Genomic DNA, 26,574 nt, shown 5'->3' with positions numbered 1-26,574 from the left:
CGGCGGCGCGGGGCGCGGAAGAGCGGCGCGGACCCCGCAACGGGACTGCCACACGCCGTTCATGAACGCGCCGTTCCGGCCGGGTCGTACGACCAAGGTCCCGGACGGACCGGGCCCCGCGACAGGCCCCAAGATCGGGTACGCCTCTTACGCTGGAGGCATGAGCGCCCTGGACCCCCGCGACACGGACGTCGCAGCCGTACCGTCCGCCGAGACCGCCGCCGAGAACTCCGGCGGCGGAGTCCTGGACCGGGAGCACCGGGCTCTCAGCATCGGCATCGTCTCCGTCGTCCTGCTCATCGCCTTCGAGGCGACCGCGGTGGGCACCGCCATGCCGGTCGCGGCCCGCGAGCTGGACGGGGTCGCGCTGTACGCCTTCGCGTTCTCCGCGTACTTCACCACCAGCCTGTTCGGGATGGTGCTCGCGGGGCAGTGGTCCGACCGCAGCGGCCCGCTCGCGCCGCTCGCCGTCGGCATCTCGTCCTTCGCCGCCGGACTGCTGCTCTCCGGGACCGCCGGGACGATGGTGCTGTTCGTCCTGGGGCGCGCGGTGCAGGGGCTCGGCGGCGGGCTGGTGATCGTCGCGCTGTACGTGGTCGTCAGCCGGGCGTACGAGGAGGCGCTGCGGCCCGCGATCATGGCGGCGTTCGCGGCGAGCTGGGTGGTGCCCTCGGTGGTCGGGCCGCTGGCCTCCGGGACGATCACGGAGCACCTGGGCTGGCGGTGGGTCTTCGTCGGCATCCCGGTCCTGGTCGTCTTCCCGCTGGCGCTCGCGCTGCCGGCGATCCGGCGGACGGCCTCCGGGCCGGCCGACCCGTCCGCGCCGCTGCCGCCGTACGACCGGCGGCGCATCCGGCTGGCCCTCGGGATCTCGCTGGGTGCGGGGCTGCTGCAGTACGCCGGGCAGGAGCTGCGCTGGCTCGCGCTGGCGCCGGCGGTGGCGGGCGCGGCGCTGCTCGTGCCGTCGGCGCTCGGGCTGCTGCCGAAGGGCACGTTCCGCGCGCGGCGCGGGCTGCCGTCGGTGGTGCTGCTGCGCGGGATCGCGGCGGGCTCGTTCATCGCGGCGGAGTCGTTCGTGCCGCTGATGCTGGTCGTGGAGCGGGGACTGAGCCCGACGCTGGCCGGCCTGTCGCTGGCGGTGGGCGGACTCACCTGGGCCCTGGGCTCGTACCTCCAGGCCCGGCCGTGGATGGCGCCGCACCGGGAGCGGGCGCGGGTGGTCGGGATGGTCCTGGTCGCGGCGGCGATCGCGGCCGCGCCGAGCGTGCTGATCCCGGCGGTGCCGGCGTGGACCGTGGCGGTGGCGTGGGCCTTCGGCTGCCTCGGGATGGGCGTGGTGATCGCCTCCACGAGCGTGCTGCTCCTGGAGCTGTCGGCGCCGGAGGAGGCGGGCGCGAACTCGGCGGCCCTCCAGATCGCGGACGGCCTGTCGAACGCGCTCCTCCTCACGGCGGGCGGCGCCGCCTTCGCCGCCCTCGGCGGCGGCGCGCTCGGCCCCGCGGCCCACGGCGCGACCTCGGCCCCGACCCCGCACCCGGCCGCCTTCGCCGCGGTCTTCCTCCCCATGGCCGCAGTCGCCGCAACAGGCGCCTGGGTCGCCACCCGCCTGCGGGTGCCTGCGGGCCGGGCTGCGGGGAAGTAGCGCGGCTCGGGCGACGGGCCACGAACCGCCAGCGGCCGCGGGTCAGCCGTACGCCGGCCGGCCTCTCGCCGGTCTCCGGCGAAAAAGGCGTCGCACCGCCCCCGCCCCCGCCCCCGCCCCTAGCCTCCTCCCATGCGAGAGATCACCGTGAGCGTGAGCCCCGAGCTCGTCGATCTGGCGGACGCCCGGGGCGTCGAGGTCGAGGAGCAGGTGCAGGAGAGGCCGTGCGCCGGTACCTGAGCGTCGAGGGCGCGCTCGTGACCCATCACGCCATGCGGCTGGCGCTGCGGCACGGTCCGCTGCTGCGGAGGCTCGGCGCATGAGCACCCGCTTCCTGACCGTCCGCGAGGTCACCGACATCGCCCGCATCGCCTTCACGGGGGGCGACGCCCCCGAGCTCCGTGCGCCCGGGCTGCTGGAGTCCGCGGTGCACCGGCCGCGGGCCCGCATGTTCGGGGAGAGCGCGTACGGCGACCCGTACGAGCAGGCCGCCGCGCTGCTGCACGCGATCGCCGCGAACCATCCCTTCGTGGACGGGAACAAGCGCGCCGCCTGGCTCTCCGCCGCCGTGTTCCTGGCCGTCAACGGTGTCGATCTCGCCGACGTCGACCAGGACCTGGCATATGAGCTGGTCATCGAGGTCGCCGGTGGCGAGCGGGCCGACATTCCGGACATTGCGCGGCGGCTCCGGGAACTGTGAGGACCGTCTCACGCGCCCCCGCCACGCCTTCGGGCGCGGCGGGTCGCCCCGGCCTCACCGGTAAGGTGGCCCGGTTGTCATATCTGGACGAGTGTCGAACCGGAGACCGTGACTACCACCGCCAGCTCCTCCCACCACCTCTCTCCCGCCTTCCCCGGCCGCGCCCCCTGGGGCACCGCGAACAAGCTGCGTGCCTGGCAGCAGGGCGCCATGGAGAAGTACATCCAGACGCAGCCGCGCGACTTCCTCGCCGTCGCGACCCCGGGCGCCGGCAAGACCACCTTCGCGCTCACCCTCGCGTCCTGGCTGCTGCACCACCACGTCGTGCAGCAGGTCACCGTCGTCGCCCCCACCGAGCACCTGAAGAAGCAGTGGGCGGCCGCCGCGGCCCGGATAGGGATCAAGCTCGACCCCGAGTACAGCGCGGGGCCGCTCAGCAAGGAGTACGACGGCGTCGCCCTCACGTACGCCGGTGTCGGCGTGCGCCCCATGCTGCACCGCAACCGCTGCGAGCAGCGCAAGACGCTGGTGATCCTGGACGAGATCCACCACGCCGGCGACTCCAAGTCCTGGGGCGAGGCCTGCCTGGAGGCGTTCGAGCCCGCCACCCGCCGGCTCGCCCTCACCGGCACGCCGTTCCGCTCCGACACGAACCCCATCCCGTTCGTGACCTACGAGGAGGGCAACGACGGCATCCGGCGGTCCGCCGCCGACTACACCTACGGCTACGGCAACGCCCTCGGCGACGGCGTCGTCCGGCCCGTCATCTTCCTCTCCTACAGCGGCAACATGCGCTGGCGCACCAAGGCCGGCGACGAGATCGCCGCCCGGCTCGGCGAGCCGATGACCAAGGACGCCATCAGCCAGGCGTGGCGCACCGCGCTCGACCCCCGCGGCGACTGGATGCCGAACGTGCTGCGCGCCGCGGACCACCGGCTCACCGAGGTCCGCAAGTCCATCCCCGACGCCGGCGGCCTCGTCATCGCCTCCGACCAGGACTCGGCCCGCTCGTACGCCAAGCTGATCCGCGAGATCACCGGCACCAAGGCCACCGTCGTGCTCTCCGACGACGCCGGCGCCTCGTCGCGGATCGACGAGTTCAGCGAGAACGACGACCGCTGGATGGTCGCCGTCCGCATGGTGTCCGAGGGCGTCGACGTCCCCCGCCTCGCGGTCGGCGTGTACGCCACCACCATCTCCACCCCGCTCTTCTTCGCGCAGGCCGTCGGCCGCTTCGTGCGATCGCGCAGGCGCGGCGAGACCGCGTCCGTGTTCCTTCCCACGATCCCCAGCCTCCTCGGTTTCGCCAACGAGATGGAGGTCGAGCGCGACCACGTGCTCGACAAGCCGAAGAGGGACGGCGAGGAGGACCCGTACGCCGAGTCCGAGAAGGAGATGGCGGAGGCCGAGCGCCAGCAGGACGAGGACACCGGCGAACAGGACATGCTGCCCTTCGAGGCGCTGGAGTCCGACGCCGTCTTCGACCGCGTCCTCTACAACTCCGCCGAGTTCGGCATGCAGGCCCACCCGGGCAGCGAGGAGGAGCAGGACTACCTCGGCATCCCCGGCCTCCTCGAACCCGACCAGGTGCAGCTGCTGCTCCAGAAGCGCCAGGCCCGGCAGATCGCGCACAGCCGCAAGAAGCCCGACCACGAGGCCGACCTCCTGGAGCTTCCGGCGGAGCGGCGTCCCGTCGTTTCCCACAAGGAGCTGCTCGAACTGCGCAAGCAGCTCAACACGATGGTCGGCGCGTACGTGCACCAGAGCGGCAAGCCGCACGGAGTGATCCACACCGAGCTGCGCCGGGTCTGCGGCGGCCCGCCGAGCGCGGAGGCGACGGCCGGACAGATCCGCGAGCGGATCAAGAAGGTCCAGGAGTGGGCCACCCGGATGCGGTGACCCCCGCGGACGACCGCCGGCGGGCGGGGAGGGGCGGGGGCGCGGGACGCGGGACGACCCCGTTCCCGTCCGCCGTTCCTCTTGGGTGATCTTGTCCCGCCGATGTCCGGTGAAAAGCCGCCCACCGGCCCAACTGCGACCCGAACCGAACGTATCCGGTCGCCCGCGCCCGGATTCTGGACGAGGTCTTCCGCTGAGCGGAGTGGGTCGCTACTGTCCCCGCCAAGCAAACGCCCCGTGGCAACGCCGCCGCGGAGCGCAGCCGGTATGCACCCCGTCCGCCGGCGGCCTCTGACGCGCGTCGCCGTGGGACCGGTGTCGCACACCCCAGGAGTCCGTCGGCACTCACTCCGAAGGAGAGGGCGTCGTGACCGCGGAGACCTCCCAGACGCTCGACCGGGGACTGCGTGTCCTCAAACTGCTCGCCGACACCGACCACGGTCTGACGGTCACCGAGTTGTCCAACAAACTCGGCGTGAACCGCACGGTGGTCTACCGTCTGCTGGCCACGCTGGAGCAGCACGCCCTGGTCCGCCGCGACCTCGGCGGCCGGGCCCGCGTGGGGCTCGGCGTGCTGCGCCTCGGACGGCAGGTCCATCCGCTCGTCCGGGAGGCCGCGCTGCCCGCGCTGCGCTCGCTCGCCGAGGACATCGGCGCGACGGCCCACCTGACGCTCGTCGACGGCGCGGAGGCCCTCGCGGTGGCCGTCGTCGAGCCCACCTGGACGGACTACCACGTGGCGTACCGGGCCGGCTTCCGGCACCCGCTGGACCGCGGCGCGGCGGGCCGGGCGATCCTCGCCGCCCGGCAGGGCGGGCTGACCGAGCCGACGTTCACGCTCACCCACGGCGAGCTGGAGGCCGGCGCGAGCGGCGCGGCCGCCCCGCTGATAGGCGTGACCGGCATCGAGGGCAGCGTCGGCGTGGTCATGCTGGCCGACGCGGTGCCGGAGCGGGTGGGCCCCCGCGTCGTCGACGCGGCCCGCGAGGTCGCCGACGCCCTCCGGTAGGGCACACCGCCCGTCGGAGGCTCTCCGGCGGGCGGGGGAGCGGGCCGGGCGGCCCGTTATCTTGGGGGGCGTGTTCAGCAACCTCTCCCGGGCCCGTGCGCTCGGGCTCTGCGCCCTGCCCGTCGTCGCGCTGCTCGCCGTCGCCGGGACGGCGCCGCTGCCGTTCTCGGTGGCGCAGCCGGGCACGACCGCGGACGTCCTCGGCTCGGACGAGGGGCGGCCGGTCATCACCATCACCGGCGCGCCCGTGCGCCCGACGACCGGGCAGCTGCGGATGACCACCATCCTGGCCACGGGGCCCAGCGCCGAGATCGGCCTCGGCGACCTCGCGGACGCCTGGTTCCGCGGCGACCGGGCCGTGTACCCGCGGGCGATGGTCTACCCGGCCGGGAAGTCCGACGCGGAGGTCGAGAAGCACAACCTCCGGCAGATGAAGGAGTCGCAGGACGCCGCCGCGCTCGCGGCCCTGAACCACGTGGGCCGCAGCCCGAAGGACGTGAAGGTCACCCTGCACCTCGCGGACGTCGGCGGCCCCAGCGCGGGCCTGCTGTTCTCGCTCGGGATCGTCGACAAGCTCGTGGGCGACGGCGCGGGCGGTGAGCTCACCGGCGGCCGGGTCGTCGCCGGCACCGGCACGATCGACGCCGACGGCACCGTGGGCGCGGTCGGCGGGGTCTCCCTCAAGACACAGGCCGCCGGCCGGGACGGGGCGACCGTGTTCCTCGTGCCCAAGGCGGAGTGCGACGACGCGGAGGCCGAACTGCCGAAGGGCGTCCGCCTGATCCCGGTCACGACCCTGGACGACGCCGTCGCCTCCCTGAAGGCCCTGAACAAGGGCCAGGAGCCGAAGATCCCGCGCTGCTGACGGCGGGCGAACCCGGCCGGGGCGGGGTCGGCCGCGTACGGCCGGGGGCGACCCCGCTGCGTACGCCGCAGGCGCGCCCGGCTGCGTACGGCCCGTACGCGAAACGGCCCCTACACCTCGTCCAGCGCCGCCTGCTGCACCAGCGGGATGATCCGCAGCGGGACCGGGTTCTCCATCACGATCGCCGTCGACGCCCGCACGATGCCCTCGAAGCCGACCACCCGGTCGATCACCCGCTGCAGATCCGCGTTCGACCGCGCCACCAGCCGGCAGAGCATGTCGCCGTGACCGGTCGTGGTGTGCAGCTCCAGCACCTCCGGCACCGACGCCAGGTGCGCCCGGACGTCGCCGCCCTGGCCCTGCTTGATCTCCAGCGTCGCGAACGCGGTCACCGGATACCCCAGCGCCGCCGGATCCACATCGGGGCCGAAGCCGCGGATCACCCCGTTCGACTGGAGCCGGTCGAGGCGGGCCTGGACCGTGCCGCGGGCCACGCCGAGCCGGCGCGACGCCTCCAGGACCCCTATGCGGGGTTCCTGGGCCAGCAGGGTCAGCAGTCGCCCGTCCAGATGATCGATCGCCACGGCGGCCTCCGGTTGGTCATCCTGTGCAGAACGTACGCCGATACTCGCGCGTCGCTGGTCAGATTGACCAGTGATTCAGCGAACTATTGCGCAGCTTGTGGAACGGAGAGAGTCTGCGCACATGACTGAGACCCTCCACCCCACCCCGACCACCGCGCGCGAGGCCGATCCCTTCCCGGTGAAGGGAATGGACGCGGTCGTCTTCGCCGTCGGCAACGCCAAGCAGGCTGCGCACTACTACTCCACGGCCTTCGGCATGAAGCTCGTCGCGTACTCCGGACCGGAGACCGGCAGCCGGGAGACGGCGTCGTACGTCCTCACCAACGGCGCCGCCCGCTTCGTGCTCACCTCCGTCATCAAGCCCTCCACCGACTGGGGCCGCTTCCTCGCCGAGCACGTCGCCGAGCACGGCGACGGCGTCGTCGACCTGGCGATCGAGGTGCCGGACGCCCGCGCCGCGTACGCGTACGCCGTCGAGCAGGGCGCGACCGGCATCACCGAGCCGTACGAGCTGAAGGACGAGCACGGCACCGTCGTCCTCGCCGCCATCGCCACGTACGGCAAGACCCGCCACACGCTCGTCGAGCGCTCCGGCTACGACGGCCCGTACCTGCCGGGCTTCGCCGCCGCGGACCCGATCGTCGAGCCGCCCGCCAAGCGCACCTTCCAGGCCATCGACCACTGCGTCGGCAACGTCGAGCTCGGCAAGATGGACGAGTGGGTGGCCTTCTACAACAAGGTCATGGGCTTCACCAACATGAAGGAGTTCGTCGGCGACGACATCGCGACCGAGTACTCGGCGCTGATGTCGAAGGTCGTCGCGGACGGCACCAAGAAGGTCAAGTTCCCGATCAACGAGCCGGCGATCGCGAAGAAGAAGTCGCAGATCGACGAGTACCTGGAGTTCTACGGCGGCCCGGGCGTCCAGCACATCGCCCTCGCCACGAACGACATCGTCGCCACCGTGCGCGCGATGCGCGCGGCGGGCGTGGAGTTCCTGTCCGTTCCGGACGCGTACTACGACACGCTCGGCGAGTGGGTCGGCGACACGCGTGTGCCGATCGACGAGCTGCGCGAGCTGAAGATCCTCGCCGACCGCGACGAGGACGGCTACCTGCTGCAGATCTTCACCAAGCCGGTCCAGGACCGCCCGACCGTCTTCTTCGAGATGATCGAGCGCCACGGCTCCATGGGCTTCGGCAAGGGCAACTTCAAGGCCCTGTTCGAGGCGATCGAGCGCGAGCAGGACCGCCGCGGCAACCTCTGACGCCCGGAGGGCGAGCCGGCCGCCCGGGGGACGCCCGGCCCGCCCCCGGAACCGCCGCAGCCCCGCAGGACGCATGTCCTGCGGGGCGACGGCGTTTCCGGGCCCCTGCCGTGCAGGTCACCTCGCGGGGCGCGGGCGGGCGGCGGGGCGTTGTTCCCTGGGGCCCGCGGCGGAACCGCGAGGCTTCTGGAGCGACTTCGGGCCGCCCGGCGGCGGGTCGCCCAGGGCCGCCAGGGCCTCCTTCGCGCGGGGGGCGAGCAGCGGCGAGAAGTGCGGGTTCGTGCGCAGCGCCTCGGCCAGGTGCCGACGCGCCGCCCCGTACTCGCCGAGCGCGCGCTCGATCTGGCCCCGGTGGTACGAGAACAGCGCGCTGCGCCGCCCCTCGTCCGTCGCCCGCTTCGCGTACGGCAGCGCCTCCTCCGCCCGGCCCGTCCGGTACAGCGCCCAGCCCAGCGCGTCCGCGACCTCCATCGAGCGGTGGCCCCTCGCCCACTCCGCCCGCAGCCGCCGCAGCGCCTCCTCCGGGGCGCCGTGGTCCGTCTCGTAACGCGCCAGCACCAGCTCGCCGTTCACCCCGTACGAGCCCGCCTCCGTCACCCGCGCGCGCAGCGTCTCGTACTGCGTCGCCGCGTCCCCGTCCAGGCCCGCCGCCTCGTACAACTCGCCCGCCTCCAGGGCGTACTCCGGCAGCGGCATCGCCTCCAGCGCCGCCCGGTAGTCCCGGAACGCCTCCGCCGTCCGCCCCTGCGCGCCGAGCGCCCGCGCGCGGCCCGCCAGCGACGGACCGTGCGCCGGCACCAGCCGCAGCGCCGCCGTGTACTGCGCCGCCGCCTCCGCCGGCTCGCCCCGCTCCCAGGCCAGTTCGCCCAGCCGGTACAGACAGGCCGCCTTCTGCGCGGGGCCCTGCGCGCGCGCCGCCGCCTCGATCGCGGTCGCGTTCGCGTCCTCGCGCCAGCCGCGGTCCCGGAACGACTGCGCGGCGCGGTCAAGCGCCGCCGCGCCGCGCCGCAGCCCCTGCAGCGCCTCCGCCGCCTTGTGGGCCGCGGCGTAGTCGCCGAGGCCCTTGTACGCGTCGATCAGCACCGGGTACGCGGTCCAGCGCTTCGGCGCGGCCCTGCGCACCCGCTCCGCCCACGCCCGCCCCCGCGCGTAGTCGCCGCGCGCGTTGGCCAGCGCCCCGAGCGCCAGCTGCGCGTCCACGTTCCCCCGCTTCGCCGGCCGCACCGCCAGGGACTTCCGCAGCGCCCGCTCCGCCCGCCCGAAGTCCGCGGGCCCGGCGATCCGCGTCCCGCGCTCGGTGTACGCCGCTCCGAGCACCGCCCAGGAAGCCTCGTCCCCCGGATGCTCCCGCAGCCACGCCTTCCGGTCGCCGATCAGCGCCGCCAGGTCCGGCAGCGAGGCCGGCGCCCCGGCGTGCGCCGCGGACAGGGCCCGGCCGGCCGGGCCGGGCAGCGGCCGGGGCCCGTCGTCGAACAGCGCCGGCCCCCACGTCAGCGCCGCGCCGGCGAGCGCCGCCGCGCCCAGTCCGGCGGCGAGAAGGGTTCTGCCGGCGGGCCGCCGCCTCGTCCCGGCAGACGGACCGGCGGGCTCGCCGGCGGTCGTTGCGAGGGTCTTCATGGCGCTCACTCTGCGCCCGTACGACGATCCGACCCGGGGCGACGAAGCCGTACGTCCGCCGGGTTCACACCGATGGCCCCGGGTGCCACGCTGGAGTCATGGACGATCTTCACGCCCGCCTGCGGGCCGGCCTCCCCGCCGAGGCCCTGCAGACCGATCCCGACGTCATGGCCTCCTACGCCCACGACATGGCGAGCTTCTGCCCGGCCGGCACGCCCGCCGCCCTGGTGTTCCCGCGCACCGTCGAGCAGGTCCAGCACGTCATGCGGGTCGCGACGGAGCTGCGCGTCCCCGTCGTCCCGCAGGGCGCCCGGACCGGGCTGTCCGGCGGCGCCAACGCCACCGACGGCTGCATCGTGCTGTCCCTGGTGAAGATGGACCGGATCCTGGAGATCGACCCGGTCGACCGGATCGCCGTCGTCGAACCCGGCGTCGTCAACGCGGTGCTCTCCCGCGCCGTCGACGAACTCGGCCTGTACTACCCGCCGGACCCGTCCAGCTGGGAGACCTGCACGATCGGCGGCAACATCGGCACCGCGTCCGGCGGCCTGTGCTGCGTCAAGTACGGGGTGACGGCGGAGTACGTGCTCGGCCTCGACGTCGTGCTCGCCGACGGCCGGCTGCTGTCCACCGGCCGGCGCACCGCCAAGGGCGTGGCCGGGTACGACCTCACCCGGCTCTTCGTCGGCTCGGAGGGAAGTCTGGGGATCGTGGTGAAGGCGGTGCTGGCGCTCAGGCCGCGACCGCCGCGGCAGCTGGTGCTCGCCGCCGAGTTCGGCTCGGCGGCGGCCGCCTGCGCGGCGGTCTGCTCGATCATGGAGGCCGGCCATACGCCCTCGCTGCTGGAGCTGATGGACCGCACCACCATCAGGGCCGTCAACAAGCTGGCGAACATGGGCCTTCCGGACACGACGGAGGCGCTGCTGCTGTGCGCCTTCGACACCCCGGACCCGGCCGCCGATCTGGCCGCGGTCGGCGAACTGTGCACGGCCGCCGGAGCGGCCCAGGTGGTGCCCGCCGAGGACGCGGCGGAGTCCGAACTCCTGCTCAAGGCCCGCCGGCTGTCCCTCACCGCCCTGGAGACGGTGAAGCCCGCGACGATGATCGACGACGTGTGCGTGCCGCGCACCCGGCTGGCCGCCATGCTCGACGGCACCGCCGCCATCGCCGAGAAGTACGGACTGACCATCGGCGTCTGCGCCCACGCCGGCGACGGCAACACCCACCCCGTCGTGTGCTTCGACCACACCGACGCGGACGAGGCCCGCCGGGCCCGCGAGTCCTTCGACGCGATCATGGCGCTCGGCCTGGAGCTGGGCGGCACGATCACCGGCGAGCACGGGGTGGGCACGCTGAAGAAGGAGTGGCTGGCCCGCGAACTGGGACCGGTGGGAGTGGAGATGCAGCGCGGGATCAAGCGGACCTTCGACCCGCTGGGCATCCTCAACCCCGGCAAGGTGTTCTGAGACGGCGGTACGACGCCTCCTCACAGGTCGCCGTCCTGCGACTCGTCCGACGGCCACGGCCCGCGCAGCCACAGGTCGTCGGCCGCCGCCGGGGCCAGAAGCCGGGCGAGCCCGTCGTCGATGCCGAGCCGGTCGGCCTCGGTGCCCGGCGCGACCGCGCGCAGGGTGCGCTCCAGCCAGGCGGACACCTGCGCCGACGGGACCTCCAGGAGGGCGTCCCCGTCCGGCGAGGACAGCGCCATCAGCACGACGCTGCGGCCCTCGACCTTCGTCGGCCAGATCCGCACGTCGCCGTGGCCGCACGGCCGGAACACGCCCTCGACGAGCAGCTCGCGGGCGAACGTCCAGTTGACGGGGTGCTCCGAACCGATGTGGAAGGTGATGTGCACGGCGAAGGGGTCGTCGGTGCGGTACGTCAACCGGGCGGGCACGGGGACGCTGCGCTCGGGCGACAGCACCAGACGAAGCTCCAGCTCGCGCTCCACGACGGTGTTCTCGGTGTTCTGCATGGCCTGCTCCCTGGTCTCGTGCGGGCCCCTCGTGGGCCTGCACCAGCTGAGAGCGCGCTGGTGAGCAGCCATTACGCGACTTCGGAGAAATTTCTCGGGAATTTTTTCCGGAGCGCCAGGCTCCGCCGTCCCGGGGCCCCAGCCCCCGGAGACCGTGGGCCCGGGCCGCACGCTCGGTGACGGGAACCGGGACCTTGTCGCTCGAAGGCGGGCTTTATGGCCGCCTCCTTCTTCCCCCGGCGGGGTTCTTCGTTACTGTCCTCCTTGGCAGCAGCGGTGGGTGACGGAACGGAGTCGGGGCAGTGGCTACTCCTCCAGGCAGCGGCGGAGAGGTACCTCAGGCCGGGTACTACCCGGACCCGTCCATTCCCGGATACGTCCGGTACTGGAACGGCGCCGCCTGGGTGCCCGGGACGAGTCGGCCCGCCCCCAAGGAGGGCGAGGCCATGCCGGCGCCGCCCGCCTCGGCGATGCCGCCGGCGCCCTCCCTCGCCTCCCCGGCCCCCGCGCCCCGGCCGGTGCCCTCCGTGGAGGAGACCGGGCCGGTGTTCCTGGACGAGGAGCCCGTCGAGGAGAGTCGGCCCGAGCCGGCCTCCGCGTGGCAGGCCGACGCCTCGCGCCAGTCCGGTTTCGGCGGCGAGCGCGACCAGAAGGTGTCCTGGGGCTCCTCGGAGACCGCCGACCCCCGGGCCGCGCGACCGGACCCGCGCACCCCGTCCGACCGGGTCCCCGACGGCCGGACCCCGGACGAGCGCACCCCCGACGGCCGGGCCCCGGAGGGCGAGCCGTCCGCCGCCCCCGCGCGCCGGATCGCCGGCACCGTGCCCGGCAGCGGCGTGGTGCCCGCCGACCCGACGGGCGGCGCGCTGCCCGGCGTACGGCAGACCCAGCCCGGCCCGGACGCGCCCGAGGGCACCGTCGCCATCCGGCGGCGGCCCGCGGGCGGCGACAGCGGCACCATGACGATCCGCGCCCTCGGCGGCCCGGCCGCCGCCCAGGCCCCGCAGCCGCAGGCCGGCACCCCGCAGGCCGCCGCGCCGCAGGCCCCGGCCGCCGCGCAGCCCGCGGCGCACGCCCCGCACACCGCCGCCCCGCAGGTCCCGGCCCAGGCCCAGCCGCCGGCCGCCCAGGCCCCCGCCGCCACGCCCGTCACCACGGGCCCCGGCGGCGGCGCGAGTTCGTGGGCGCAGCAGGTCGCGCGGCTCTCCCAGCCGGAGCCCGCCGCCCCGCCGCAGCCCCTCCCGCAGCAGGCGCCGCAACAGCAGCAACAGCCCGTCGTGCCGTGGAAGCCGCCGGTCGAGGACCCGTTCCTGAAGGCGGCTCAGGCGCAGGCGTCCGCCCGCCCGGGCGCCCTCGGCAAGCGGTTCGCCGCCCGGCTGATCGACTCGGTGCTGCTCGGCGCGCTGGCCGGCGCCGCCGCGTCCCCGTTCGTGCTCCAGGCGCTCGACCACATCGCCGGCAAGATCGAGGCGGCCAAGCAGTCCGGCACCACCGTCCAGGTGTGGCTGGTGGACGGCACCACGTCCGTGCAGTTCGGCATCGCCCTCGGCATCTTCCTGGTCCTCGGCGTGCTGTACGAGGTGCTGCCGACCGTCAAGTGGGGCCGGACGCTGGGCAAGAAGCTCTGCGGCCTGCAGGTCCGTGACATCGAGGCGCACGAACCGCCCGGCTTCGGGGCGGCGCTGCGGCGCTGGCTGGTCTACGGCGTCCTCGGGCTGCTGGTCGTCGGCGTGGTCAACGTCATGTGGTGCCTGTTCGACCGCCCGTGGCGACAGTGCTGGCACGACAAGGCGGCACGCACCTTCGTCGCGGCCGTCTGAGGCGGTCCGCGGCCGGTCCCCCGAACGGGGGGCGACGCGTTGCGGGGCCGGTGCGGCCGGGATGCACTGCCCCCATGAGCAACGACCAGCCGCCGCCCGGCCCGCCGCCCGACGACGACCCGTTCCGCAAGAAGCCGCCCGAGGGCCCGCCCCCGGGTGAAGGCCCGCCCCCCGGCGGCGGTCCGCCCCCGCCGGCCGGACCACCGCCCGGTTCCCCGTACGGCGGCAGCTCCCCGTACGACAACGCGCCGCCGCCGCCCCCGTACGGCTCCCCGTACGGAGGAGGCGGCGGTTACGGCGCTCCCGACCCGCTCGCGGGGATGCCCCCGCTCGCCGACTCGGGCCGGCGGATCCTCGCCCGGATCATCGACTGGCTGATCATCGCGGTGCCGCTGGCGCTCATCGGCATCCCGTTCAACGTGTACGAGCGGACCACCGACAGCGACGACTTCGGCGACGCCCTCAGCCAGACGAGTACGGGCAGCGGTCTCGTCTTCCAGCTCCTCACCATCGTGGCGTACGTCGCCTACGACACGGTGATGACCGCCAAGGCCGGGCAGACCGTCGGCAAGAAGCTGATGAAGATGCGGGTGGCGATGCTCAACGACGGCTCGACGCCGCCGATGAACGCCTCGCTGATCCGCGCGATCGTGCTCTGGCTGCCGACGCTGATCTGCTGCGCCTGTCTGTGGCCGCTGCTCCTGCTGATCCTGATCCTGGTGGACAAGCCCTACAAGCAGGGTCTGCACGACAAGGCGGCCAAGACGGTGGTGGTCACCACGCCCCAGTAGCCGTACGGCAGTCCGCGGCAGGCGGACGGAGGCGTCGCACCGGTCCGGGTGCCGGCCGCCGCGCTCACGGGCGCGCGGCCGGCACCCGGATCTCCTCGTTCCGGCCGGTGGCCGGGGCCTGCGCCCGGTGGGCCCGCGCCCGGCGGCGCGCCCCGAGCGGCAGGGTGAGCACCACGAGCAGCCCGAGCAGCAGCGAGGCCACGCCGATGAGGGCGATCCCCGGCCCGGTGGTGGCGTCGGACAGAAGCAGCAGGGCGACGGTCGCGAAGACGACGGTCGCCGCACCATAAGCGAGCTGTGCGGCATTGGGACGCGGCATGACGGGTCCAGTCCTCGAAGCAAGGTGCATCGGTCGGGTGACGCGCACGGGGTCGCACTCTCCGGCGACTCTACGACGGGGGATGCCCGGACGAAACCGTCGGTAAGCGTGACCTAACCCACGGTTCCGGTGCACAGGGGGGCGCACCGAGTCACTGCCACCGTCAATTGCCCGGCCGGGTGCGCCCGTCGAGGGAGGGGCGAGACGTGGCGAGCGCGCCGAGGGCGTGCGGGGATACAGGGGAGATACGGGGATATCCCTTGCCTTCGCCCGGCGTTCACGTCCGGATACCGGAAATCCGCTCCTGCATAGTGAGTTGGCCGACTCAAGTCAAGACCTGTCTTTTCTGGGTTCACTCCGGTCGAATGTCGTCACTTGTGACGTGCGACCCGCCGACGGACACCCCACCTCCGGTCCAGCGGTCCGCGGTCGCCGGGGAGGACACATTCAATTGAGCAGCAAGCGACGGACGCTGAGAGCGTCCGCGATCGTCGTGACCCTGGCCGCCACCGCGGCGACCGTCACGACCCTGACCGCGGCCCAGGCCGACACGCAGACGGGCGTGTCGCCGGCCGGCATCGAGCGGAACGACCCGGCTCCGGGCGCCGCCGAGGACAAGACCAAGGTCGACCACGACCTCGAGGGTCCGTACAGCAAGCAGCAGGAGCAGCAGCGCAAGGCGGCCCTGGAGCAGGTGCTCTCGGGTGAGGCCAAGGTCGAGCGCCGCGGGGGCTCCCAGGTCGTCAAGCTCGACAGCAAGAAGTACGTCGAGCTCGGCCGGGAGAAGACCGACAAGATCTTCACCATCCTCGTCGAGTTCGGCGACAAGGTCGACGACACGACCCTGGTCGACCGCGAGGACGACGAGACGGACGAGCTGAAGCCGAAGTTCGGCGGCACGCCCGGCCCGCTGCACAACCGGATCGAGCAGCCGGACCGTACGAAGGACAACTCGACGGCCTGGCAGGCGGACTACAGCCGCAAGCACTTCGAGGACCTGTACTTCGGCACCGGCAAGGACGCCAAGGGCCAGCCGAAGCAGTCCCTGAAGACCTACTACGAGAAGACCTCCTCCGGCCGTTACTCGGTCGAGGGCGGCGTCTCGGACTGGGTCAAGGTCCCGTACAACGAGGCCCGTTACGGCTCGAACTACTGCGGCGACAGCAACTGCGACAACGTCTGGGACGTGGTCCGCGACGGCGTCAACGCCTTCGTCGCCGACCAGAAGGCCAAGGGCCGCACCGACGCCCAGATCAAGGCCGACATGGCCGCGTACGACCAGTGGGACCGGTACGACTTCGACGCCGACGGCAACTTCAACGAGCCCGACGGCTACATCGACCACTTCCAGATCGTCCACGCGGGCGAGGACGAGTCGGCCGGCGGCGGCGTCCAGGGCGGCGACGCCCTGTGGGCCCACCGCTGGTACGCCTACGGCACCAACGCGGGCAAGACCGGTCCGGAGCACAACAAGTCCGGCGGCACCCAGATCGGCGACACCGGCATCTGGGTCGGCGACTACACGATGCAGCCGGAGAACGGCGGCCTCGGCGTCTTCGCCCACGAGTACGGCCACGACCTCGGTCTGCCGGACCTGTACGACACCGCGGGCGGCGAGAACTCGACCGGCTACTGGTCCCTGATGTCCTCCGGCTCGTGGCTCGGCCGCGGCAAGGACTCCATCGGCGACCTGCCCGGCGACATGACCGCCTGGGACAAGCTGCAGCTCGGCTGGCTGAACTACACCAAGGTCCACGACTGGCAGCGCGCCACCAAGACCACCCACAAGCTGGGCGTCGCGGCGTACAACACCAAGAACCCGCAGGCGCTGATCGTCGAGCTGCCCAAGAAGGCCGTCACCACCGAGATCACGGCGCCCGCCGAGGGCACCATGCAGTGGTGGAGCGACATGGGCGACGACCTCAAGAACACGCTCACCCGTTCCGTCGACCTGACCGGCAAGTCGAAGGCCACCCTGGAGCTCCAGGGCTGGTACGACATCGAGAAGGGCTACGACTACCTCTACACCGAGGTGTCGACCGACGGCGGCAAGAACTGGACGGCCCTCGACGGCACCGCCGACGGCAAGGCCCTCCCGCGCGACGCCAGCGGCGCCCCGGCGCTGACCGACGTCTCCGGCGCCTACAAGAAGCTCGTCTTCGGCCTGGACGCCTACGCGGGCAAGAAGTTCGACCTCCGCTTCCGCTACCAGACGGACGGCGGCGCGGGCGGCAAGGGCTTCGCGGCCGACGCGATCACCCTCTCCGCCGACGGCGCCCCGGTCTTCACCGACAACGCGGAGAACGGCGACAACGGCTGGACGCCCAAGGGCTTCTCGCGCATCGCCAAGTCCTTCACCCAGGACTACGAGCAGTACTACATCGCCGAGAACCGCCAGTACGTCTCGTACGACGCCACCCTCAAGGTCGGCCCGTACAACTTCGGCTGGACCGGTGACAAGGCGAGCTGGGTCGAGCACTACCCGTACCAGAACGGTCTGCTCATCTGGAAGTGGGACCTGTCCCAGAAGGACAACAACACCTCCAAGCACCCGGGCAAGGGTCTGATCCTCCCGATCGACGCCCACCCGAGCCCGATGAAGTGGGGCGACGGCACCCTGCTGCGCAACCGCATCCAGTCGTACGACGCCCCGTTCGGCACCTACCGCACGGACGGCTTCCAGCTGCACAAGGCGGGCGTCGGGACCTGGATCCCGTCGCAGGCCGGCAACCCGGTCTTCGACGACCGCAAGGGCACGTACTGGTACAAGGAGACCGAGCGTGCCGGTGTCCAGGTAACTGACACGAACACCCAGATTCGGGTCGTCAAGGAGCCGCGGAACGGCCAGACGATCACCGTCCAGGTTGGTCCGTCGACCAAGTAAGCGGTGAACCCGCAGGTCACACCATGATCGGCCGTCGCCCCCTAGCGGGCGGCGGCCGATCGTGTTTAGGTGCGTCTGACCGAGTTCTTATTGACAGCCGACTCACGGGGGAGTGGTTCCGCATGCCCGGCGGAGGGTTCAGCAAGTTGCCGAACGGCAGTGTGGTCGTCGCGATCGGGCTGCCGAGCCCGGCCGGGGACGGCCGCACCGTCCGCTTCCTGGTGCACGCCGGCAACCGGGCCCGCGCCCTGACCCGGCTGCGGAACCTGGGCCTGCGCGCGGTCTACCTGCGCGGCAACGCCGAGCCCCCGACCCCCGACGAGATCACGGCGGTCCTGCACCACCCGGACGGCCTCCTGTGGCGTGCCACCACCCAGGAGCTCTGGCACTCCATACGCTCCCTCCCGAAGGAACCGGCCCCCGAGACGCAGCGCGCGGCCTGAGCCCTCGACCCGGCCTGAGCCCCGCCCCGGCCCGCCGGAAGGCCCGCCCCGGCCCCCTGGAGGGGCGTGGCGGGCCTTCCGGCGGCCGGAGCACCGGCCCGGGCGGCCCCGGCGGTCACCGGTAGAGCGAGCGCCTCGTGACGAGCTGGGACGCCGCGGCGACGACCGCCGCGACCAGGGCGAGCAGCACGGTCAGCGCGAGGAGCTGGGAGACGCCCTGGCTGGGGGTCGGCACGAAGGAGCCCCGGAAGTCCAGGAAGTCGATCTTGGAGCGGAGTGTAGCCGCGGCGGCGCGGACGGTGGAGAGGCCCGGCTGGGCCCCGTCCTAGGCGGCGACCACCGGCTTGCCGGTGAGTTCGACGCCCGCCGCGCGGAGCTCCTCCAGGGCGCGGTCGGTGGTGCCCTTGGCCACGCCGGCCGTCAGGTCGAGCAGGACCGTGGTGCGGAAGCCCTCGCGCGCCGCGTCCAGCGCCGTCGCCCGGACGCAGTGGTCCGTCGCGATGCCGACCACGTCGACCTCGGTGACCTCCCGGTCCCGCAGCCACTGCGCCAGCGTCTCGCCGTTCTCGTCCCGGCCCTCGAAGCCGCTGTACGCGGCCTCGTACGCGCCCTTGTCGAAGACGGCGTCGATCGCGCCGGAGGCGACCGCCGGGGCGAAGTTCGGGTGGAAGCCCACGCCCTCCGTGCCGGCCACGCAGTGCGCCGGCCAGGAGTGGACGTAGTCGGGGTCGGCGGCGAAGTGCCCGCCCGGGTCGATGTGGTGGTCCCGCGTCGCCACGACGTGCCGGTACACGGCCCCCGCCGCATCGGCGACCAGGTCGGTGACCGCGGCGGCGACGTCGGCGCCCCCCGTCACCGCGAGGCTGCCGCCCTCGCAGAAGTCGTTCTGAACGTCGACGACGATCAATGCGCGGTGCATGGCGGTAGTCCTTCGGAGGGGAGGAGGGGCGGGTGTCGGTGCGGGTCCGGGCGGTCGGTCCGGGGTCCGTGCGGTGCGGTGCGGTGAGTGGCGGTGAGGTGCGTCGCGGTCGGAGGTGCTGTCGGGGTGCTGTCGAGCCTAGAGACTTCGCCCGCCCGGCGGGAGGGGGCATGCCGGGGCGCCCCGAGCGCCCCGGCCGCCCCGCGCGCGGCGCGCGGCTCAGACGTACTGCGTGGGGATGACCGGCTCCCCGCGGGAGAGCTGGATCGCGGACATCGGCAGGCCCGCGCGGGCCCGGATGTGCCGGTCGCGGACCGCGTCCAGCGGCTCGCGGGCCACCACCTCGCCGCCGCGCACCAGCTCCACCAGGAGCTGCCGGTCCGCGAGGCCGGCCGGCACGGCCCCGGTGCCGACGACCTCCGCCTCGGCGACGCCCTCGGCGTCCAGCCGGCGGGCCGCCCACTTGCGGCCGCCGACGGACTGCTTGCCGCCCAGCGACTTCTTGGCGACCGGGACCAGCGGGGCCTTCGGGTCGTCGGAGCCGGCCCGGGCGACCAGCTTGTAGACCATGGAGCAGGTCGGGTGCCCGCTGCCGGTGACCAGCTGGGTGCCGACCCCGTACGCGTCGACCGGCGCCGCCGCCAGCGAGGCGATGGCGTACTCGTCGAGGTCCGAGGTGACCACGATCTTCGTCTCGGTGGCGCCCAGCTCGTCGAGCTGCTGGCGCACCCGGTGCGCGACCAGGAGCAGGTCGCCGGAGTCGATCCGGACGGCGCCGAGGTCGGTGCCGGCCAGCTCGACGGCGGTGCGGACGGCCTCGGCGACGTCGTAGGTGTCGACGAGCAGGGTGGTGCCCTTGCCGAGCGAGTCGATCTGGGCCCGGAAGGCGTCCCGCTCGCTGTCGTGCAGCAGGGTGAAGGCGTGCGCGGAGGTGCCGACGGTCGGGATGCCGTAGCGGAAGCCCGCGGCGAGGTCGGAGGTGGAGTCGAAGCCGCCCACGTACGCGGCGCGGGACGAGGCCACCGCGGCCAGCTCGTGGGTGCGCCGGGCGCCCATCTCGATCAGCCGCCGGCCGCCGGCCGCGGCGGACATCCGGGAGGCCGCGGCGGCGATGGCCGAGTCGTGGTTGAGGATCGACAGGATCACGGTCTCCAGGAGCACGCACTCGGCGAAGGAGCCCTCGACCCGCAGGATCGGCGAGCCGGGGAAGTACACCTCGCCCTCGGGGTAGCCCCAGATGTCGCCCGAGAAGCGGTAGCCGGCGAGCCATTCGAGGGTCGGCTCGTCGACGATGCCCCGCTCGCGCAGGAAGCCGAGGACGCCCGCGTCGAAGCGGAAGTTCTCCACGGCGTCCAGGACGCGGCCGGTGCCGGCGACGACGCCGTACCGGCGTCCCTCCGGCAGTCGTCGGGTGAAGACCTCGAAGACGGACCGCCGGTCGGCGGTGCCCGCGCGCAGGGCGGCCTGCAACATGGTCAGCTCGTACTGGTCGGTGAAGAGCGCCGTCGAAGGTACATCCACCGGCAGCCCAAGGTCCGCAGCGTTCATGTCAGTGATGCTACACGAGAAATCGTCAGTCTGACGATTTCTCTGGCGCGAGGAGTGACGCGAGGAGTGACCCGTTTGTGCGACGGGCCCCCCGGAGTGGCAGCATGGGTTCGGTGAGCGTCGCGCCAATCGAGATCGAACGCACGAAACCGGCCGAAGAGGCCGCCGAGGCCGTGGAACCGGACGTGCCGTGGGTGACCATCGTCCACAACGACCCGGTCAATCTGATGAGCTATGTGACCTACGTCTTCCAGGCGTACTTCGGTTACTCCAAGGACAAGGCGCACAAGCTGATGCTCGACGTGCACCACAAGGGCCGCGCGGTGGTCTCCAGCGGCACCCGCGAGGAGATGGAACGCGACGTGCAGGCCATGCACGGCTACGGCCTGTGGGCGACGCTCTCCCAGGACCGCATGTGATGGCCGGACAGTTCGAGGCGCTGCCCGGCGGCGGCGCGGCCGTCGCGCTCGACGAGGTCGAGATCTCCATCCTGCGCTCCCTCGCCGTCCAGCTCCTGGAGCTGATCGGCCCCGGCGACGAGCCCGTCGCGGGCGAGGACCCGCTGGCCGCGCTCTTCGCCGAGGGCCCGAGCGAGCCGCCCTCCGACCCCGCGCTGCGCCGGCTCTTCCCCGACGCGTACGCGGACGACGACGAGGAGCTGCGCCAGGCGGCGGCGGACTTCCGCCGCTACACCGAGAACGACCTGCGCGCCCGCAAGCGCGACGACGCGCTCACGGTGGTCCGCACCCTCGACGCGCTCTCCGCCTCCGGCGAGGGCGGCGCCGTCCTCAAGCTCACCCCCGACGAGTCCCGCGCCTGGCTGGGTGCGCTCAACGACCTCCGGCTGACCATCGGCACCCGCCTGGACGTCAAGGACGAGGGCGAGGGCGAGGACCTGTACCGGCTCCCGGACGACGATCCGCGCAAGCCGATGGTGATGGCGTACCTCTGGCTCGGCGCGCTCCAGGAGACGCTTGTCGAGACCCTGATGCCCTGAGTGTTCGCTCAGCGGACGCTCAAATCCGGATAACGAATACGTCACCGAAGGTCGCACCTTTGCCGTTCGGCATGCCCTTTATCCGGTTCTTCCCGTGATCTGCGCCACAATGCCGTCCGTCGATCACCCGTCAAGGCGTGATAAATCTTCACGACCACTCGGGGACGCCACCCATGTTCCCGAGGGCGCTTCGACCGGCTGACCGCCGGCGGCACTCCATCGGTATCCGGGGGGATCAGGACCTGATCCGCGGCAGGCGCACCCGCGCTCGCGGATCGGCATGGAGAAAGGCGCACCACCATGACCTCACTGCAGGTCGACCAGCAGCACGACGGCAATGAGGCCGCGGACTCCGCGGGCGAGGGCTATCACCGGGCACTCGGAGCCCGCCAGATCCAGATGATCGCGATCGGCGGCGCCATCGGCACCGGCCTCTTCCTCGGCGCGGGCAAGGGCATCTCCATCGCGGGACCCAGTCTGATCCTCGCCTACGCCGTGGCGGGCCTGGTCATCTTCTTCATCATGCGGGCGCTCGGCGAGCTCCTCATGTACCGCCCCGTGTCGGGCTCCTTCTCGGAGTACGCGCGCGAGTTCATCGGCCCCTTCGCGGGCTTCGTGACCGGCTGGACGTACTGGCTCTTCTGGGTCGTCACCGGCATCACCGAGGTCACCGCGGCCGCCACCTACATGACGTACTGGTGGGACATCCCGCAGTGGCTGTCCGCCCTGGTCTTCACCGTGATCCTCTACGGCGCCAACCTGATCTCCGTGAAGCTCTTCGGTGAGCTGGAGTTCTGGTTCTCCATGGTCAAGGTCACCGCGATCATCGGCATGATCCTGATCTGCGCCGGCATCCTCACCCTCGGCTTCTCCGACGCCGGCGACACCGCCTCCGTCACCCACCTGTGGGACCTCGGCGGCTTCTTCGGCGGCGAGGACGGCATCTACTCGACCCTGATGACCCTCCAGATGGTCATGTTCGCCTTCCTCGCGGTCGAGCTGGTCGGCGTGACGGCGGGCGAGTCGAAGGACCCGAAGACGGTCCTGCCGAAGGCGATCAACACCGTGCCGTGGCGCATCGCCGTCTTCTACGTCGGCGCGCTGATCATGATCCTGTCGGTCGTCCCGTGGACCGAGTTCAAGCCGGGCGTCAGCCCGTTCGTCGCCGCCTTCGAGCGGATGGGCCTCGGCGTCGGCGCCGCGATCGTCAACTTCGTCGTCCTGACGGCGGCCCTGTCCTCCTGCAACTCGGGCATGTACTCCACCGGCCGCATGCTGCGCGACCTCGCGCTCAACGGCCAGGGCCCGAAGTTCTTCACCCGGCTGACGAAGAACGGCACCCCGCTGGTCGGCACCACGTTCTCCGCCGCGCTGATGATGGTCGGCGTCTGGATCAACTACCAGTGGCCCGGCGAGGCGTTCAACTACGTCGTCTCCTTCGCCACCATCTCCGGCATGTGGGCCTGGATCGTCATCCTGATCTGCCAGATCCGCTACCGGATCAAGGCCGACCGGGGCGAGCTGCCGCAGTCCTCGTTCAAGGCGCCGGGCGGCATCTGGTTCAGCGTCTTCTCGCTCGCCTTCATCACCATGGTCGTCGTGACCATGGCCATGGATGCGGGCAACCGGGTCGCGCTGTACGGCGCGCCGGTGTGGGGCCTGATCCTCGCCGTCTCGTACCTGGTCCTCAAGGCCCGCAACCCCGAGGGCGCGGCCTTCGCCAAGCGCTCCTGACCTGCGACGTCTCGGCATCCGGGCCGTTCCGTACCAACCTTCGGTACGGGACGGCCCTTCTGCTTATCCTGTCGGACATGCTGACCCTCACCCGTGACCTCTACGACAAGATCGTCGCGCACGCCCGCGCGGACCACCCCGACGAGGCCTGCGGCGTCGTCGCCGGTCCGGTCGGCAGCGGCCGTCCCGAGCGCTTCATCCCGATGCTCAACGCCGCCCGCTCGCCCACGTTCTACGAGTTCGACTCCGCGGACCTGCTCAAGCTGTACCGCGAGATGGACGACCGGGACGAGGAGCCGGTGATCGTCTACCACTCGCACACCGCCACCGAGGCGTACCCGTCCCGCACCGACATCAGCTACGCGAACGAGCCCGGCGCCCACTACGTCCTGGTCTCCACCGCGGACGCCGACGGCGCCGGCGAGTTCCAGTTCCGCTCGTTCCGCATCGTCGAGGGCCAGGTCACGGAGGAGCCCGTGCAGGTCGTCGAGGCGTACGCGGACGCCGACGCGCCCGCCCCGGCCACGGACCCGTCCACGAGCTCGTCCACGAACTGAGCGCGGATCGTCCAGTATCCGAGATCACATTCCGGAACCCGGACCGGGAATCGATACGATGAGCCCATGGTTCTCCACGACGTGAGCGAAGTGACGACGCCGGGCAGCGTGCTGCTCACGGCGCGGCTGCACGTCGACCTGTGCCGTCTCGCCAGCGCGATGTGAGCGGGAGCGCACGAGCGCTCAGCAGCACCACCCCGCGCGGGGGCCACACAGCCGCGCGCCTTTCACGCCACCTCCCGACAGGAGCCCATAGCCATGGCCATCGAGGTCCGCATCCCGACCATCCTCCGCACCTACACCGACGGCGCCAAGGCCGTCGAGGGCAACGGAGCGACCCTCGCCGAGCTCTTCGCCGACCTGGAGTCCCGGCACGCCGGGATCGAGGCCCGCATCGTGGACGAGGGCAAGCTGCGCCGCTTCGTCAACGTGTACCTGAACGACGAGGACGTCCGCTTCCTGGACGGCATCGAGACCAAGCTGTCCGACGGCGACAACGTGACGATCCTGCCGGCGGTCGCCGGCGGCATGGTCTGACCGATGCGCTACGACTCCCCGCTCGCGGCGGTCGGCAACACGCCGCTGGTGCGGCTCCCGAGGCTCTCCCCGTCGGACGACGTCCGCATCTGGGCCAAGCTGGAGGACCGCAACCCGACCGGCTCCGTCAAGGACCGCCCGGCCCTGCACATGATCGAGCAGGCGGAGAAGGCCGGCCGGCTCACCCCCGGCTGCACCATCCTCGAACCCACCTCGGGCAACACGGGGATCTCGCTGGCGATGGCGGCCCGGCTCAAGGGCTACCGCATCGTCTGCGTCATGCCGGAGAACACCAGCGAGGAGCGGCGCCAGCTGCTGGCGATGTGGGGGGCGGAGATCATCTCCTCCCCGGCCGCCGGCGGTTCCAACACCGCGGTCCGGGTCGCCAAGGAACTGGCCGAGCAGCACCCGGACTGGGTGATGCTCTACCAGTACGGCAACCCCGACAACGCGGGCGCGCACTACGCGACGACCGGTCCGGAGATCCTCGCGGACCTGCCGTCGATCACCCACTTCGTCGCGGGCCTCGGCACCACCGGCACCCTCATGGGCGTCGGCCGGTACCTGCGGGAGCACAAGCCGGACGTGAAGATCGTCGCCGCCGAGCCCCGGTACGACGACCTCGTGTACGGCCTGCGGAACCTCGACGAGGGCTTCGTGCCCGAGCTGTACGACGCCTCCGTGCTGACCACCCGGTTCTCGGTCGGCTCGGCGGACGCGGTCACCCGCACCCGTGAACTCCTCCAGCAGGAGGGCATCTTCGCGGGCGTGTCGACCGGCGCGGCGCTGCACGCCGCGATCGGCGTCGGCAAGAAGGCCGTGAAGGCCGGCGAGAGCGCGGACATCGTGTTCGTCGTCGCCGACGGCGGCTGGAAGTACCTGTCCACGGGCGTCTACACGGCGAAGACGACCGAGGAAGCGATCGAGACGCTGCAGGGCCAGCTCTGGGCGTAGCCGCGGGCCGGCGCCCCGGCGCCCCTCACGGCCTCAGGCCAGATGGCGGACCTGGTCCCACACGACCGGGTCCGCCGTTCCCACTCTGCGGCGGAACTCTCCCACCGCCACCTCCCGGAGCTCGTCCGTCTCCAGGAAGCTCGGCCGGCCCTGCGCGTCGCCCACCGACCCCGGCGGCAGCGCGATCACGCCGGGCCGCTCGTCGTGGTACTTGCTGGTGATCTTCGCGACCAGCACGCAGTCCCCGCGCAGCGACAGCACCAGGCACGGCCGGTCCTTCGAGCCCGGCCCGTCCTCGTACGGCACCTCCGCCCACCAGATCTCGCCCGGCCGCGGCACCCGCCCGGGCGCCCGCCCCCGCGGCCGGGCCGGCGCGCGGCCCGCGGGACGCGTACGGCCCGGCGGACGCGTACGCCCCGCCGGACGCGACCGGCCCGGCGGACGGCGGCGCGACCGGCCCCATCCGTCGGCGAGCGCGACGACCAGCGCGAGCACCACCACCGCCACCAGCGCGGGCCACCACGACGTGTCCATACCTCAAGAAGGTACCGGCGCCCGGCCGCCCGCGCCGGGCCGCCCCGCCGTCCATCCGAACCGGTGACAGAGCCCGTGAGTTGCCCCACAACGGGGCTCTGCGGAGGAGCGACGGACGCCCCCGCGCCGTACGCTCGACAGACCGCACGACCTCCCCCTCAGCGACATTCACCGCACCCGTCCCCGGACGCCCGTCCACGGAGGTTTCCGCTCCATGAAGCTCACCGTCGTCGGTTGCTCAGGGTCGTTCCCGTCCGCGGAATCGGCCTGCTCGAGCTACCTCGTCGAGGCCGACGGCTTCCGGCTGCTCCTCGACATGGGCAACGGCGCCCTCGGCGAGCTGCAGCGCCACATCGGTCTGTACGACCTCGACGCGATCTTCCTCAGCCATCTGCACGCGGATCACTGCATCGACATGTGCGTGTACTTCGTCGCCCGCTACTACCGCCACGAGGGCGGCCGCTGCGAGGCGATCCCGGTGTACGCCCCCGAAGGCGCGGAGCAGCGGCTGACCACGGCGTACGCCGACATCCCCACGCCCGGCGCGATGGGCGAGGTCTTCGACTTCCGCACGCTCAAGCCGGCCTCCTTCGACATCGGCCCGTTCCAGGTGCGCACCGAGCGCGTCTCCCATCCGGTGGAGGCGTACGGCATCCGGGTGGAGCACGGCGGGAAGACGCTCACGTACTCGGGCGACTCCGGCGCCTGCGGCCCGCTCGACGAGCTGGCGTCGGGGGCGGACCTCTACCTGTGCGAGGCGTCGTTCACGGCCGGCAAGGAGGACATCCCGGACCTCCACCTCAACGGCCGCGAGGCGGGCGTCTCCGCGGCCCGCGCGGGGGTGGGGCGGATGGTGCTCACCCACATCCCGCCGTGGACGGACGGCGAGCGGAACCTGGCGGACGCGCGCGCGGTCTACGACGGCCCGGTGGAACTGGCCCGGGCGGGCGCGGTCTACGAGATCTGAGCACGGGAAAGG

Annotated in this window: 26 protein-coding genes; 19 read left to right on the top strand and 7 right to left on the bottom strand. The window is 72.5% G+C overall.

Going from position 1 to position 26,574, the window contains the following annotated elements; translation table 11 throughout:
* Positions 1 to 160: 160 nt before the first annotated feature.
* The 5 genes from ACNJ93_RS11715 (at position 161) to ACNJ93_RS11695 (ending at position 6,115) form a co-directional block, all read left to right on the top strand.
* Positions 161 to 1,642 carry an MFS transporter gene (locus ACNJ93_RS11715; protein ID WP_418957327.1) on the top strand — a complete coding sequence of 494 codons (1,482 nt, stop codon included), beginning with the start codon at positions 161 to 163 and terminating at the stop codon, positions 1,640 to 1,642.
* A 319-nt stretch (positions 1,643 to 1,961) separates the two neighbouring features.
* Positions 1,962 to 2,342 (top strand): type II toxin-antitoxin system death-on-curing family toxin, encoded by a 381-nt coding sequence (locus ACNJ93_RS11710; RefSeq protein ID WP_418957326.1) that lies wholly within the window; start codon positions 1,962 to 1,964, stop codon positions 2,340 to 2,342.
* Positions 2,343 to 2,450: 108 nt separating this feature from the next.
* Complete coding sequence (locus tag ACNJ93_RS11705) at positions 2,451 to 4,241, top strand: DEAD/DEAH box helicase (protein WP_418957325.1); 1,791 nt, start codon at positions 2,451 to 2,453, stop codon at positions 4,239 to 4,241.
* 367 nt (positions 4,242 to 4,608) lie between these two features.
* On the top strand, positions 4,609 to 5,250 hold the full coding sequence (locus ACNJ93_RS11700; RefSeq protein ID WP_393648073.1) for an IclR family transcriptional regulator: 642 nt from the start codon (positions 4,609 to 4,611) through the stop codon (positions 5,248 to 5,250).
* A gap of 70 nt (positions 5,251 to 5,320) precedes the next feature.
* Positions 5,321 to 6,115: a S16 family serine protease gene (locus ACNJ93_RS11695; RefSeq protein ID WP_418957324.1), complete on the top strand. Its 795-nt coding sequence runs from the start codon at positions 5,321 to 5,323 to the stop codon at positions 6,113 to 6,115.
* 110 nt (positions 6,116 to 6,225) lie between these two features.
* Here ACNJ93_RS11695 and ACNJ93_RS11690 read toward each other — a convergent pair whose 3' ends face one another.
* On the bottom strand, positions 6,226 to 6,699 hold the full coding sequence (locus ACNJ93_RS11690) for an Lrp/AsnC family transcriptional regulator (protein WP_418957323.1): 474 nt from the start codon (positions 6,697 to 6,699) through the stop codon (positions 6,226 to 6,228).
* A gap of 121 nt (positions 6,700 to 6,820) precedes the next feature.
* Between ACNJ93_RS11690 and hppD the strand changes: the two genes are divergently transcribed.
* Positions 6,821 to 7,966, top strand: coding sequence for a 4-hydroxyphenylpyruvate dioxygenase (gene hppD / locus ACNJ93_RS11685; RefSeq protein WP_418957322.1), 1,146 nt, complete (start codon positions 6,821 to 6,823; stop codon positions 7,964 to 7,966).
* Positions 7,967 to 8,083: 117 nt separating this feature from the next.
* On the opposite strand, the gene ACNJ93_RS11680 is transcribed toward hppD, so the two are convergent.
* A complete protein-coding gene (locus ACNJ93_RS11680; protein ID WP_418957321.1) occupies positions 8,084 to 9,583 on the bottom strand; it encodes a tetratricopeptide repeat protein in 1,500 nt (499 codons plus the stop codon).
* A gap of 98 nt (positions 9,584 to 9,681) precedes the next feature.
* Between ACNJ93_RS11680 and ACNJ93_RS11675 the strand changes: the two genes are divergently transcribed.
* Positions 9,682 to 11,049 (top strand): FAD-binding oxidoreductase, encoded by a 1,368-nt coding sequence (locus ACNJ93_RS11675; protein WP_418957320.1) that lies wholly within the window; start codon positions 9,682 to 9,684, stop codon positions 11,047 to 11,049.
* A 20-nt stretch (positions 11,050 to 11,069) separates the two neighbouring features.
* On the opposite strand, the gene ACNJ93_RS11670 is transcribed toward ACNJ93_RS11675, so the two are convergent.
* Complete coding sequence (locus ACNJ93_RS11670; RefSeq protein ID WP_418957319.1) at positions 11,070 to 11,558, bottom strand: SsgA family sporulation/cell division regulator; 489 nt, start codon at positions 11,556 to 11,558, stop codon at positions 11,070 to 11,072.
* Between the two features lie 302 nt (positions 11,559 to 11,860).
* Between ACNJ93_RS11670 and ACNJ93_RS11665 the strand changes: the two genes are divergently transcribed.
* The gene (locus tag ACNJ93_RS11665; protein ID WP_418957318.1) at positions 11,861 to 13,378 is read left to right on the top strand and encodes an RDD family protein; all 1,518 of its coding nucleotides are present in this window, start codon (positions 11,861 to 11,863) and stop codon (positions 13,376 to 13,378) included.
* 74 nt (positions 13,379 to 13,452) lie between these two features.
* Complete coding sequence (locus ACNJ93_RS11660; RefSeq protein ID WP_418957317.1) at positions 13,453 to 14,169, top strand: RDD family protein; 717 nt, start codon at positions 13,453 to 13,455, stop codon at positions 14,167 to 14,169.
* 64 nt (positions 14,170 to 14,233) lie between these two features.
* Here the strand turns inward: ACNJ93_RS11660 and ACNJ93_RS11655 are convergent, their stop codons facing one another.
* Complete coding sequence (locus tag ACNJ93_RS11655; RefSeq protein WP_418957316.1) at positions 14,234 to 14,488, bottom strand: hypothetical protein; 255 nt, start codon at positions 14,486 to 14,488, stop codon at positions 14,234 to 14,236.
* A 451-nt stretch (positions 14,489 to 14,939) separates the two neighbouring features.
* Here ACNJ93_RS11655 and ACNJ93_RS11650 point away from each other — a divergent pair, with 451 nt between their 5' ends.
* A complete protein-coding gene (locus ACNJ93_RS11650) occupies positions 14,940 to 17,372 on the top strand; it encodes an immune inhibitor A domain-containing protein (protein ID WP_418957315.1) in 2,433 nt (810 codons plus the stop codon).
* Between the two features lie 122 nt (positions 17,373 to 17,494).
* Positions 17,495 to 17,815, top strand: a complete 321-nt coding sequence (locus ACNJ93_RS11645) for a hypothetical protein (protein WP_418957314.1) — start codon at positions 17,495 to 17,497, stop codon at positions 17,813 to 17,815.
* Positions 17,816 to 18,140: 325 nt separating this feature from the next.
* Here the strand turns inward: ACNJ93_RS11645 and ACNJ93_RS11640 are convergent, their stop codons facing one another.
* Both ACNJ93_RS11640 and ACNJ93_RS11635 read right to left on the bottom strand, forming a co-directional pair.
* Positions 18,141 to 18,734: an isochorismatase family protein gene (locus ACNJ93_RS11640; protein ID WP_418957313.1), complete on the bottom strand. Its 594-nt coding sequence runs from the start codon at positions 18,732 to 18,734 to the stop codon at positions 18,141 to 18,143.
* A 219-nt stretch (positions 18,735 to 18,953) separates the two neighbouring features.
* Entirely contained in the window at positions 18,954 to 20,282 is a 1,329-nt protein-coding gene (locus tag ACNJ93_RS11635; protein ID WP_418957312.1) for a nicotinate phosphoribosyltransferase, read from the bottom strand.
* Between the two features lie 104 nt (positions 20,283 to 20,386).
* On the opposite strand from ACNJ93_RS11635, the gene clpS reads away from it, so the two are divergent.
* The 7 genes from clpS to ACNJ93_RS11600 all read left to right on the top strand — a co-directional run bounded on the left by clpS (position 20,387) and on the right by ACNJ93_RS11600 (position 25,061).
* Positions 20,387 to 20,701 (top strand): ATP-dependent Clp protease adapter ClpS, encoded by a 315-nt coding sequence (gene clpS / locus ACNJ93_RS11630; RefSeq protein WP_418957311.1) that lies wholly within the window; start codon positions 20,387 to 20,389, stop codon positions 20,699 to 20,701.
* The gene (locus tag ACNJ93_RS11625) at positions 20,701 to 21,279 is read left to right on the top strand and encodes a DUF2017 domain-containing protein (protein ID WP_418957310.1); all 579 of its coding nucleotides are present in this window, start codon (positions 20,701 to 20,703) and stop codon (positions 21,277 to 21,279) included. Before clpS ends, ACNJ93_RS11625 begins: the two co-directional genes overlap by 1 nt.
* A gap of 300 nt (positions 21,280 to 21,579) precedes the next feature.
* Complete coding sequence (locus tag ACNJ93_RS11620) at positions 21,580 to 23,013, top strand: amino acid permease (protein ID WP_418957309.1); 1,434 nt, start codon at positions 21,580 to 21,582, stop codon at positions 23,011 to 23,013.
* A 77-nt stretch (positions 23,014 to 23,090) separates the two neighbouring features.
* Entirely contained in the window at positions 23,091 to 23,570 is a 480-nt protein-coding gene (locus tag ACNJ93_RS11615; RefSeq protein ID WP_418957308.1) for a Mov34/MPN/PAD-1 family protein, read from the top strand.
* A gap of 66 nt (positions 23,571 to 23,636) precedes the next feature.
* Entirely contained in the window at positions 23,637 to 23,735 is a 99-nt protein-coding gene (locus tag ACNJ93_RS11610; protein WP_331915868.1) for a putative leader peptide, read from the top strand.
* A 93-nt stretch (positions 23,736 to 23,828) separates the two neighbouring features.
* Positions 23,829 to 24,107, top strand: a complete 279-nt coding sequence (locus ACNJ93_RS11605; RefSeq protein WP_418957307.1) for a MoaD/ThiS family protein — start codon at positions 23,829 to 23,831, stop codon at positions 24,105 to 24,107.
* A 3-nt stretch (positions 24,108 to 24,110) separates the two neighbouring features.
* Entirely contained in the window at positions 24,111 to 25,061 is a 951-nt protein-coding gene (locus ACNJ93_RS11600; RefSeq protein ID WP_418957306.1) for a PLP-dependent cysteine synthase family protein, read from the top strand.
* 33 nt (positions 25,062 to 25,094) lie between these two features.
* Here the strand turns inward: ACNJ93_RS11600 and ACNJ93_RS11595 are convergent, their stop codons facing one another.
* Positions 25,095 to 25,595 (bottom strand): type II toxin-antitoxin system PemK/MazF family toxin, encoded by a 501-nt coding sequence (locus tag ACNJ93_RS11595; protein ID WP_418957305.1) that lies wholly within the window; start codon positions 25,593 to 25,595, stop codon positions 25,095 to 25,097.
* Positions 25,596 to 25,809: 214 nt separating this feature from the next.
* Here ACNJ93_RS11595 and ACNJ93_RS11590 point away from each other — a divergent pair, with 214 nt between their 5' ends.
* Positions 25,810 to 26,562, top strand: coding sequence for an MBL fold metallo-hydrolase (locus tag ACNJ93_RS11590; RefSeq protein WP_418957304.1), 753 nt, complete (start codon positions 25,810 to 25,812; stop codon positions 26,560 to 26,562).
* Positions 26,563 to 26,574: the final 12 nt, after the last annotated feature.

The sequence above is a fragment of the Streptomyces tritici genome (genome assembly GCF_048500665.1).
In the GTDB taxonomy this organism is placed as follows: Bacteria; Actinomycetota; Actinomycetes; order Streptomycetales; family Streptomycetaceae; genus Streptomyces; species Streptomyces tritici.
This window is presented reverse-complemented; position numbering and strand designations above follow the sequence as displayed.